Genomic DNA, 10675 nt, shown 5'->3' on the forward strand with positions numbered 1-10675 from the left:
CGGTGCCCTGCGATCCCGAGCGGATCCAGGGGCACATGGCCCGTGGAGTTCACGGACTGCGGCCTCCGCGAAGGTCCACCCGGTTCGACGGTTCCGCCGACTGGCTAGGCCGCTGTGCGCAGACTCGCGCACCGGCCCGCCGCCGCGGCCGCCAGCCGGCCCATCGCCTCGTCCCGGTCGCAGGCGTACGCGCCCATCGCCGTCTGGTGGGCGACGATCGAGCGCTCCTGACGCATCAGGCGCCAGCCGCGGCGCAGCAGGAACGGCACCGACTTGCGGCCCTCCCGGAGATCCCGCAGGAAGCGGCGGCGGAACGTCTTCACCGGACCGCGGCTCAGGCACAGCGCGTCGGCGAGGACGCCGAGCTCCTGGCAGCGCGTGATGATCTCCGCGGCGAAGATGCCCTCCGCGATGAACAGCGGGGTCCGGCCGATGTCGACCGTCTCCTCGCCGGTGCGGGCGCTCAGCGCGAGGTCGTAGACGGGGACGTCCGTACGGCCCGTGCGGCACAGCCGGGTGATCGCGGCGACGGCGGTGTCCGCGTCCCACGAGTGCGGATGGTCCCAGTCGATGTCCGAACTCCCCGCCACCACAGGCAGCGTCGGGTCGTCGCCCTCCTTGTAGAAGTCGTCGAGCCGCAGCACCGGGAGGCCGGAGCGGGCCGCGAGGAGGGACTTGCCGGAGCCGGAGGGGCCGCAGAGCAGCACGACTCGCGTCGATAGGGGCAGTGGGGAACTCACGGGTCACCAGTGTGAGGCATCCGGCGGGTGCCGTACGACCCCGCGGGTCGCCTTTGATGCGCGCGTCACATGTCAACTACCCTGTGCTCCGACTCGATTACCCAGTGCATCAGAAGGTGGCAGCCATGGCCCGACACGTCTCTCCCAAGAAGCCGACCGCCCGGCGGGTCCTGGCCGTCCTCGCGACCGCGGGCGTGGCGCTGGGGGCCGGTGCGGCGTCGGCCGCGGCGGGGACCGACCCGGTCCTGAAGACGGTCGGCACCTCGCTCGGCAAGACCGATCCCGAGTCCGGCCTGCGGACCACGACCGACACCGTCGGCCACGTCACCGCCCCCGCCACCGGCCTCAAGCCCAACCCCCTCGCCGACACGGGAGTCGACCCGCTGGACAACAACGTCGGCACCGAGGTCGCCGACTTCAAGCCGGTGGAGTCCAAGGAGGTGACGGGCCCGGTGGCCCAGGCGCCGTCGGTCGGGGACACCCTGGTGCTGGGCCAGGTCACCAGGCTGGTCTCGGGGTAGTTCACCGGCCCCGCAGCGGGACCTCCCGGACCAGCCAGGACACCGCGAACGCCACGGCGCACAGCGCGGCCGTACCGAGCGCGACACCGTGCAGGCCGTTCACCACGCCCGCCCTGAAGGCCTGCTGGACCGGATCCGGCAGGTCCCGCAGCAGTTCGGGTGTGAGTTCCCGGCCGGTCAGCCGCGCGCCGTCGGCGCCCAGCCGGTCCGTGACCCCGGCCGTGAGCCGGCCGGTGTAGACGGAACCGAGGACGGCGACCCCGAGCGAGCCGCCGATGGTGCGCAGCAGCGTCTGGGTGCCGCTCGCCGCCCCCATGTCGCGTGGTTCCGCACTGTTCATAGTGATGAGCATCGTCGGCTGCATCAGACAGCCGATGCCCACGCCGAGCATCAGCGTCAGGCCGGAGGCCACCGGCGCTGGCGTGGCCGTGCTCAGCGCCAGCAGGGCCAGCGCCCCCGCCGCGGCCAGCGCGCCGCCCGCGATCGGGTAGCCGCGGTAGCGCCCGCCTTCTCCGACCCGTCGGCCGATGACCAACTGGGCGCCCATCATGCCCAGCATCAGCGGGAGCAGCAGCAGGCCGCTCTCGGTGGACGACATGCCCCGTACGAACTGCAGGTACTGCGGTAGATAGCTCGCCGCCGCCAGCATGGCCGCACCCGTGACGAAGCTGATGACCTGCGCCACCGAGAAGTTGCGGTCGCGGAACAGCCGGGGCGGAATCACCGGCTCCGGTGCGCGCCGCTCGACCCGGACGAAGGCGGCCAGCGCGACGGCCCAGACCAGGGCGAGGGCGATGATCTGTGGTGACGACCAGGCGTACGTCGTCCCCGCCCAGCTCCCCAGCAGTGTCAGGGCGAGGATCGCGCAGGTCAGCAGCCCGGCGCCGGCCAGGTCGATCCGGGCCTGGACGCGGGTGATGTGCGACCGCACCCCGAAGCCGATGAGGGCGAGCGCCAGGGCGCCGACCGGGACGTTGACGTAGAACACCCAGCGCCAGTCGAGCTGGTCGGTGAGGAATCCGCCGACCAGCGGTCCGCCGATCATCGCGGCCGGCAGCAGCACCCCGATCAGGGACTGGGCGCGTCCGGCCCCCGCGGGCGTGAGCAGTGTGCCGATCAGGGCGAGCGCGCCCACGAACAGTCCGCCCGCACCGATCCCCTGGAAGGCCCGGAAGGCGATCAACTGCCCCATGTCCTGGGCGAGTCCGCACAGCACGGAGCCGGCCAGGAAGACGGTGATGGAGGTGAGGTAGGTGCGCTTGTGGCCGTACAGGTCGCCGAGCTTGCCCCAGATCGGCGTGGTGACGGCGGTGGTGAGCAGGTAGGCCGTGATCACCCAGGACAGGTGGTCGAGGCCGCCCAGGTCGCCGACGATGGTGGGCAGTGCGGTGCCGACGACGGTTCCGTCGAGCGTGGCGAGCACGATGCCGAGCAGCAGGCCGAGGACGACGAGCCGGGAGGGCGGGGCGTCCGGCAGAAACGGATTCGGCGTGCCCGCGGGAGAGTTCATGGTCTCACCGGCGCGTGGCCCGGCCGTCATGCGACGTATCCGCGGACGGACTTGGCGTCCCGCAGGGCGTGCCCCCACCAGGCGAGCTGGTCGAGCAGGGCCTTCGCGGCCGTCTCGGCGGCGGGGTCCGTGCAGACGCCGTCCTGGTCGAAGCGGCTCCACGCGTCGTGGAGGCTGACGGTGTTGCGGATGGTCATGGCGTTCAGCTCGGCCATGACGACCCGCAGTTGCTCCACGGCCCGCAGACCGCCGGACAGGCCGCCGTACGAGACGAAGCCGACCGGCTTGCCGTGCCACTCCTCGTTGTGCCAGTCGATCGCGTTCTTCAGGGACGCCGGGAAGCTGTGGTTGTACTCGGGCGTGACCAGGACGAAGGCGTCGGCCGCGGCGAGTCGCGGTGACACGAGGGCGAGTCGCTCCTCGGTGCCGGGCGGTGGCTGCTGACCGAAGGCCGGGAACACCGTCGGCAGCGGTGTCTCGGCGAGGTCGACGACATCGGCACGCAGGTCGTCGCGCTGGTCGAGGTGGCCGGCCAGCCACTTCGTCACGACGGGCGCGAAACGTCCCTCCCGGGTCGAGCCGACGAGGACGGCGACGCGGAGTGGTTCGGTGGTCGCGAGCATGGGTCTCCCCCTGGATGTGTACGGCGTATCTTCCGTGCGTACAACGTACACATTGAGGTGTACGTCGTCTACTGGAGATACGCTGTATACGACGTTAGACCGGAAGGAGCGGGCCATGGCGGTCGCGAAGAAGGAGGGCGAGGAGAGCGGGGCCGAGGCGCCCTCCCTCTGGGAGCGCATGGAGCGGCCCGCCCCGGCCCCTCGCACCTCGCTGACCCTGGAGCGGATCGCCGCCGCCGCGGTCGAGATCGCCGACGAGGAGGGCGGCGCCGCCGTCACCATGCGCCGTCTCGCGAAGAAGCTCGGCGTCGCTCCGATGGCCGCCTACCGGCACGTGGACGGCAAGGACGACCTCTGGGCGCTCATGATCGACCGGGTCTCCCGGGACCTGGCCGTACCGGACGGCACGACGGACTGGCGGGAGGTGCTGCGCTCCTACGCCCTGCAGACCCGGGAGCTGATGCTCGCCCACCCGTGGATGGCGGCCATGCCCACCCCGGTGATCATGCTGACGCCGTCGCGGATGGCCGTGGCGGAACGGCAGTTGGCCGCGCTCACCGTCTGCGGCCTGGACGCCGACTCGGTGATGGCCGCCTTCCGGGCCGTCACCTCCTTCGTGCACGGCTCGGCCCAGACCGAGATCGCCCTGCGCGACTACCAGGAACGCAACGGCTGGACCAGCGGCGACGAGACGCGGCAGGCGCTCGCCCCACAGATGCGCTACCTGGTGAGCACGGGCCGCTATCCCACCTTCGAGCAGTACGCCCTCAACGCGGCCCGCAAGGACGACCGGGCCTGGGAGTTCGTGTTCGGTCTCGACTGTGTGCTCGACGGCATCGCCCAGCGCCTCGGCATCTGACGGGGAGCGCCCGCGCACGGGAGAAGCCCCGGCCCTCCTGGACGGAGGAGGGCCGGGGCCTGCGCATCGAGGAGGCGGCCGGGGCTAGTACGAGGAACCGGACGCGCCCAGTGACCCCGTGGGGTGCCAGACCGTTTTGGTCTCCAGGAACGCCGTCATCCGGTCGATGCCCGGAGTCTCCGCGTAATCCACAGGCTGTGGACGCAGGACGCGCTTGAGGTTGTCGGCCGCCGCGATCTCCAGCTCCTTCGCCAGTTCCTCGTCGGCGCCCGCGAGGTCGATCGCGTTGACGTCCTGGTGGGACGCGAGGGGGGTCGCGATCTCCGCCGTACGGCCCGAGAGGACGTTGACCACGCCGCCCGGGACGTCCGAGGTGGCCAGCACCTCGGCCAGGGACAGCGCGGGCAGAGGGGACCTCTCACTCGCCACCACGACCGCCGTGTTGCCGGTCGCGATCACCGGGGCGAGCACCGACACCAGGCCCAGGAACGACGACTCCTGCGGGGCCAGGACGGCGACCACACCGGTCGGCTCGGGGGAGGACAGGTTGAAGAACGGGCCCGCCACCGGGTTGCCGCCGCCGACCACCTGCGCGATCTTGTCGGTCCAGCCCGCGTACCAGACCCAGCGGTCGATCGTCGCGTCCACGACCGCCGCCGCCTTGGACTTCGACAGGCCCTCGGCGTCGGCCACCTCACGCGTGAACTGGTCGCGACGGCCCTCCAGCATCTCCGCGACGCGGTACAGCACCTGGCCGCGGTTGTACGCTGTCGCCCCGGACCAGGCACCGAACGCCTTGCGGGCCGCGACCACCGCGTCCCGGGCGTCCTTGCGGGACGACAGGGGCGCGTTCGCCAGCCACTTGCCCTTCGAGTCGGTCACCTCGTACACCCGGCCGCTCTCGGAACGCGGGAACTTCCCGCCGACGTACAGCTTGTAGGTCTTGAAGACGGAAAGTCGCTCATCAGACATCGAGGTACGCCTCCAGGCCGTGGCGGCCGCCCTCGCGGCCGAAGCCCGACTCCTTGTAACCGCCGAACGGCGAGGTCGGGTCGAACTTGTTGAACGTGTTGGACCAGACGACACCCGCACGGAGCTTGTTCGCGACCGCCAGGATGCGCGAGCCCTTCTCCGTCCAGATGCCGGCGGAGAGGCCGTACGGCGTGTTGTTCGCCTTCGCGACCGCCTCGTCGGGGGTGCGGAAGGTCAGGACCGACAGCACCGGGCCGAAGATCTCGTCGCGGGCGATCCGGTGCGCCTGGGTGACGTTCGTGAACAGCGTCGGGGCGAACCAGTAGCCGCTCTCGGGCAGTTCGCAGGCCGGCGACCAGCGCTCCGCGCCCTCCGCCTCGCCCTGCTCGACGAGGGAGGTGATGCGCGTGAGCTGCTCCGCGGAGTTGATCGCGCCGATGTCCGTGTTCTTGTCGAGCGGGTCGCCGAGGCGCAGCGTCGACAGGCGGCGCTTGAGGGATTCGAGCAGCTCCTCCTGGATCGACTCCTGCACCAGCAGGCGGCTGCCGGCGCAGCAGACCTGGCCCTGGTTGAAGAAGATGCCGTTGACGATCCCCTCGACGGCCTGGTCGATCGGGGCGTCGTCGAAGACGATGTTGGCGCCCTTGCCGCCCAGTTCGAGCGTGAGCTTCTTGCGCGTACCGGCGACCGTACGGGCGATCTCCTTGCCGACGGCCGTGGAGCCGGTGAAGGCGACCTTGTTCACGTCCGGGTGGGCGACCAGCGCGGCGCCGGCGTCGCCGTAGCCGGGGATGATGTTGACGACACCCTTCGGCAGGCCCGCCTGGCGGCAGATGTCCGCGAAGAAGAGCGCCGAGAGCGGGGTGGTCTCGGCCGGCTTGAGGACGACCGTGTTGCCGGTGGCGAGCGCCGGGGCGATCTTCCACGCCAGCATGAGGAGGGGGAAGTTCCAGGGAATGACCTGGCCCGCGACGCCCAGCGGCCTCGGGTCCGCCCCGAACCCGGCGTGGTCGAGCTTGTCCGCCCAGCCCGCGTAGTAGAAGAAGTGCGCCGCGACCAGGGGGAGGTCGGCGTCCCTCGTCTCCTTGATCGGCTTGCCGTTGTCGAGGGTTTCGAGGACGGCCAGCTCGCGGGAGCGCTCCTGGATGATCCGCGCGATGCGGAACAGGTACTTGGCGCGCTCCGAGCCGGGCAGTGCCGACCACTTCTCGAAGGCCCCGCGCGCGGCCTTCACCGCACGGTCGACGTCCTCCGCACCGGCCTGGGCGATCTCGGAGAGGACCTCCTCGCTCGACGGGGAGACGGTCTTGAAGACCTTGCCGTCCGCCGCGTCCGCGAACTCACCGTCGATGAACAGGCCGTACGAGGGCGCGATGTCGACGACCGAGCGGGACTCGGGGGCCGGGGCGTATGCGAATACCGAGGGCATCTTTTCCACAGTCATGAGGGCTCAGTCCACCGTCACGTAGTCGGGACCGGAGTAGCGGCCGGTGGCCAGCTTCTGGCGCTGCATCAACAGATCGTTCAACAGCGAGGAGGCGCCGAAGCGGAACCAGTGGTTGTCCAGCCAGTCCTCGCCGACGGTCTCGTTGACCAGGACGAGGAACTTGATGGCGTCCTTGGAGGTGCGGATGCCACCGGCCGGCTTCACGCCGACCTGAATGCCGGTCTGGGCGCGGAAGTCACGCACCGCCTCCAGCATGAGGAGCGTGTTCGCCGGGGTCGCGTTGACGGCGACCTTTCCGGTGGACGTCTTGATGAAGTCCGCACCCGCCAGCATGCCGAGCCAGCTCGCGCGGCGGATGTTGTCGTACGTCGACAGCTCGCCCGTCTCGAAGATGACCTTCAGGCGCGCGGACGTCCCACAGGCCTCCTTCACGGCCGTGATCTCGTCGTACACCTTCAGGTACCGGCCCGCGAGGAACGCCCCGCGGTCGATGACCATGTCGATCTCGTCGGCACCCGCGGCGACGGCGTCACGGACGTCGGCCAGCTTGACGTCGAGCGCGGCACGGCCGGCCGGGAACGCCGTGGCGACGGAGGCGACCTTCACGGTGGAGCCGGCGACGGCCTCCTTGGCCGCCGTCACCATGTCGGGGTAGACGCAGACCGCCGCCGTGGCGGGCGTCGTACGGTCGGTCGGGTCGGGGTGGACCGCCTTCGCGCCGAGCGCCCGGACCTTGCCCGGGGTGTCCGCGCCTTCCAGCGTCGTCAGGTCGACCATCGAGATGGCGAGGTCGATGGCGTACGCCTTCGCGGTCGTCTTGATCGAACGGGTACCGAGGGAGGCCGCACGCCCCTCCAGTCCGACCGCGTCGACGCCGGGGAGCCCGTGGAGGAAGCGGCGCAGCGCGCTGTCGGACGTGGTGACGTCCTTGAGGGGGTGAGCTGCGGTGAGTGCAGTACTGGGCATGGTCACCAGACGAGCATATCTACGCGCGTAGCAGCTGTACAGCCCCTGGGTTTGCCCGGGTGGAAGCGAGGAGTGGAAGCAGGGGGCCGGGGTCCGGGCCGGGGCGGGTCCGGCAGAATCGAGGCATGACGAGCCCCGCGCCCCAGTCACCAGCACCGCAGCCCGAGTCCAAGGACCGGGTGTACCGGTCGGCCCCGGCCATGGCCGGCGGTGTGCTGCTGCTCGCCCTCACCGCGTGGCTCGGCATCGACGCGGTGATCTCGGGCGAGGGACGCACACCCTGGCTGGCGCTCGCCCTGATGCTGCTCATCGTGCCGCTGGTCGTCGCCTTCACCCTTCGGCCCGCCGTCTACGCCGGTGATGACCGGCTGCGCATTCGCAACCCCTTCCGCGCCGTCGCGCTGCCCTGGGGGCAGATCGCCTCGCTGAAGTCCGCCTACTCGAACGAGGCCGTCACCGAGTCCGGCACCAAGTACCAGCTGTGGGCCGTCCCCGTCTCGCTGCGCGCCCGCAAGAAGGCCGCGCGGCGTGAGATGCGGGCATCGGCGCAGGCGCGGCGGGCCATGGGGCGGGACGAGGGGCGGGGCAGCGCGCTCGGAATGAGGGCGGGGCTGGGGGCCGCGAGCGGCCACGGCCAGGTCTCCGACGGGCCCGCACGGGCGGAGACCGACCGGATCATGGACGAGCTGCGCGGGCTGCACGAAGCGCGGCGCGAGGCGGAGACGGCGCAGGGCGAGGTGACCGTGCGGTGGGCGTACGAGGTCGTGGCGCCTGCGGTGGCCGGGGCGGTGCTCGTTGTGGTTCTGCTGCTTGCGGGGTGAGGGCAAGCAGGCGAAAAGCGGTGGAGTGGTGAGAGGGCCGCTGCCTACTGTCGCGGGATGAGTACTCGTACCTTCCGTGTCATCGTGCGCGGGGTTTTCGACGGACTGAGCGACGGTCAGCGGGCCGAGCTGCTGGGCCGCGCCGCCGAGCACGACATCCTCCGCGCGGCCTTCACACCCGAGGGGAACCTCACGTACGACCTCGCCGCCCGGCCCGCCTTCACCTTCCGCTTCCTGGACTCCGGGGAGGCCGAGGAGGACATCCTGGAGGCCACCGAACGGGCCGAGGAGGCCGCGCGGGCGTGGCTCGGTGAGCGCGGGTACGGCTACAAGAACCTGCGGTCGCAGGCCGAGGACCTCTCGCAGGCGCCGTTGGGGAAGCGGCAGCGGCGGGAGGCCGCCCGGAAGGGCGTGTGAGGCTGCGGGAGTTGGGTGGGGTGCCCGTATCGGGCACCCCGGTGGGGCTCAGATACCGGCCGCCGTCGACAGGTCCCGTTTGATCGACTCCAGGACCTCCGTCGCCTTCGCCCGGGCCGCCGGGAGGCCGGCGGGGGTCGCGACCGGGATCACGACCTCCAGGTAGCACTTCAGCTTCGGCTCCGTGCCGCTCGGGCGGACGATCACCCGGGCGCCGTCGAGCGTGTAGCGCAGGCCGTCGGTGGGCGGGAGGCTGTCCGTGCCCCGGGTCAGGTCCTCGGTGCGGGTGATCGGCAGGCCGGCGAGTTCCGTCGGGGGCTGTTCGCGCAGGCGGCGCATCGCGGTGGCGATGAGGGACAGGTCCTCGACGCGGACCGAGAGCTGGTCCGTCGCGTGCAGACCGTGGTCCACTGCCAGGTCGTCGAGGAGGTCCGGCAGCGTGCGACCCTCCTCCTTGAGGACGGAGGCCAGTTCCGTGATCAGGAGCGCGGCCGTGATGCCGTCCTTGTCGCGTACGCCGTCGGGGTCGACGCAGTAGCCGAGCGCCTCCTCGTAGCCGTAGCGCAGGCCCTCGGCGCGGGCGATCCACTTGAAGCCGGTGAGGGTCTCGACGTGCGGGAGGCCCGCCCTCTCGGCGATACGGCCGAGGAGGGAGGACGAGACGATCGACTCGGCGAAGGTGCCGGTCGCTCCGCGGCGGACCAGGTGGGCGGCGAGGAGCGCGCCGACCTCGTCGCCACGGAGCATGCGCCAGCCGTCGCCGTCGCCGTCGCCCTCGCCGTCCCGTACGGCGACGGCGCAGCGGTCCGCGTCCGGGTCGTTGGCGATGATCAGGTCCGGGGCGGTCTCGCCGCGGCGGGCCGTCGCGAAGGCCAGGTCCATCGCGCCGGGCTCCTCCGGGTTGGGGAACGCGACGGTCGGGAAGTCCGGGTCGGGGTCGGCCTGCTCCGTGACGAGGACCGGTTCCGGGAAGCCGGCCCGGGCGAAGGCGGCGAGGAGCACGTCCTTGCCGACGCCGTGCATCGCCGTGTACACCGTGCGGGCGGTGCGGGGGGAATCCTTGGACAGTACGGCGTCCGTGCGGGCGAGGTAGGCGTCGAGGACGCTGTCGTCGAGGGTGTCCCAGCCCTCGGTGGGGCGGGGGACGGTGGTGAGGGAGGTGACCGCGGCGATCTCCGCCGCGATGTCGGCGTCGGCCGGCGGGACGATCTGGGAGCCGTCGCCGAGGTAGACCTTGTAGCCGTTGTCGCGGGGCGGGTTGTGGCTGGCGGTGACCTCCACGCCGGCGACCGCGCCGAGGTGCCTGATCGCGAAGGCGAGGACCGGGGTGGGGAGGGGGCGGGGGAGGACCGCTGCGCGGAGGCCGGCGCCGGTCATGACGGCTGCGGTGTCGACGGCGAAGTCGTGGGACTTGTGGCGGGCGTCGTAGCCGATGACGACCAGGCCGTTCTGGTGGCCCTGCTTCTTGAGGTACGCGGCGAGGCCGGCGGCGGCGCGGATGACGACCGAGCGGTTCATGCGCATCGGGCCGGCGCCGAGTTCGCCGCGGAGGCCGGCCGTGCCGAACTGGAGGGTGCCGGAGAAGCGGGCGGCGAGTTCGGTGTGGTCCTGGGCGTCGATGAGGCGGGCGAGCTCGCTGCGGGTCTCCGGGTCGGGGTCCTCGGTGAGCCACGCCTGGGCCTGTGCGATGAGTTCGTCGTGCACGGTGTGGGGTCAGCCTCTCCGGTGTCGGGTGGGGTGGGGGTCCGTGCTTGCGCCTGGGGTCGGGGGGTGGGTCGGGGCCGCGCCGGGGGGTGTCC

The 10675-nt window shown here is 71.6% G+C and carries 11 protein-coding genes; 4 read left to right on the top strand and 7 right to left on the bottom strand.

The annotated features are described in order from the left end of the window. Window positions 1-104: 104 nt before the first annotated feature. Window positions 105-740: a uridine kinase family protein gene (locus SSQG_RS24700; protein ID WP_003992570.1), complete on the bottom strand. Its 636-nt coding sequence runs from the start codon at window positions 738-740 to the stop codon at window positions 105-107. 125 nt (window positions 741-865) lie between these two features. Between SSQG_RS24700 and SSQG_RS24705 the strand changes: the two genes are divergently transcribed. Then, window positions 866-1261: a hypothetical protein gene (locus tag SSQG_RS24705; protein WP_003992571.1), complete on the top strand. Its 396-nt coding sequence runs from the start codon at window positions 866-868 to the stop codon at window positions 1259-1261. A 1-nt stretch (window position 1262) separates the two neighbouring features. On the opposite strand, the gene SSQG_RS24710 is transcribed toward SSQG_RS24705, so the two are convergent. Together SSQG_RS24710 and SSQG_RS24715 are read right to left on the bottom strand one after the other, a co-directional pair. Then, window positions 1263-2771 carry an MDR family MFS transporter gene (locus SSQG_RS24710; protein WP_106434303.1) on the bottom strand — a complete coding sequence of 503 codons (1509 nt, stop codon included), beginning with the start codon at window positions 2769-2771 and terminating at the stop codon, window positions 1263-1265. Window positions 2772-2797: 26 nt separating this feature from the next. Beyond that, on the bottom strand, window positions 2798-3394 hold the full coding sequence (locus tag SSQG_RS24715; protein ID WP_003992573.1) for an NADPH-dependent FMN reductase: 597 nt from the start codon (window positions 3392-3394) through the stop codon (window positions 2798-2800). 115 nt (window positions 3395-3509) lie between these two features. Between SSQG_RS24715 and SSQG_RS24720 the strand changes: the two genes are divergently transcribed. Continuing rightward, complete coding sequence (locus SSQG_RS24720; protein ID WP_003992574.1) at window positions 3510-4253, top strand: TetR/AcrR family transcriptional regulator; 744 nt, start codon at window positions 3510-3512, stop codon at window positions 4251-4253. An 84-nt stretch (window positions 4254-4337) separates the two neighbouring features. On the opposite strand, the gene SSQG_RS24725 is transcribed toward SSQG_RS24720, so the two are convergent. The 3 genes from SSQG_RS24725 to deoC are packed head-to-tail and all read right to left on the bottom strand — an operon-like array spanning window position 4338 to window position 7638. After that, the gene (locus SSQG_RS24725; protein WP_039933547.1) at window positions 4338-5225 is read right to left on the bottom strand and encodes an aldehyde dehydrogenase family protein; all 888 of its coding nucleotides are present in this window, start codon (window positions 5223-5225) and stop codon (window positions 4338-4340) included. Further along, window positions 5218-6654: an aldehyde dehydrogenase family protein gene (locus tag SSQG_RS24730; RefSeq protein WP_039933549.1), complete on the bottom strand. Its 1437-nt coding sequence runs from the start codon at window positions 6652-6654 to the stop codon at window positions 5218-5220. Before SSQG_RS24730 ends, SSQG_RS24725 begins: the two co-directional genes overlap by 8 nt. A gap of 21 nt (window positions 6655-6675) precedes the next feature. Further along, complete coding sequence (gene deoC / locus SSQG_RS24735) at window positions 6676-7638, bottom strand: deoxyribose-phosphate aldolase (protein ID WP_003992578.1); 963 nt, start codon at window positions 7636-7638, stop codon at window positions 6676-6678. Between the two features lie 125 nt (window positions 7639-7763). On the opposite strand from deoC, the gene SSQG_RS24740 reads away from it, so the two are divergent. Continuing rightward, window positions 7764-8459 (top strand): PH domain-containing protein, encoded by a 696-nt coding sequence (locus SSQG_RS24740; protein WP_003992579.1) that lies wholly within the window; start codon window positions 7764-7766, stop codon window positions 8457-8459. 57 nt (window positions 8460-8516) lie between these two features. Continuing rightward, window positions 8517-8876: a DUF6204 family protein gene (locus SSQG_RS24745; protein WP_003992580.1), complete on the top strand. Its 360-nt coding sequence runs from the start codon at window positions 8517-8519 to the stop codon at window positions 8874-8876. A 48-nt stretch (window positions 8877-8924) separates the two neighbouring features. Here SSQG_RS24745 and SSQG_RS24750 read toward each other — a convergent pair whose 3' ends face one another. After that, window positions 8925-10580, bottom strand: a complete 1656-nt coding sequence (locus tag SSQG_RS24750) for a phospho-sugar mutase (RefSeq protein WP_003992581.1) — start codon at window positions 10578-10580, stop codon at window positions 8925-8927. Window positions 10581-10675: the final 95 nt, after the last annotated feature.

The sequence above is a fragment of the Streptomyces viridochromogenes DSM 40736 genome (assembly GCF_000158955.1).
Lineage (GTDB): Bacteria > Actinomycetota > Actinomycetes > Streptomycetales > Streptomycetaceae > Streptomyces > Streptomyces venetus.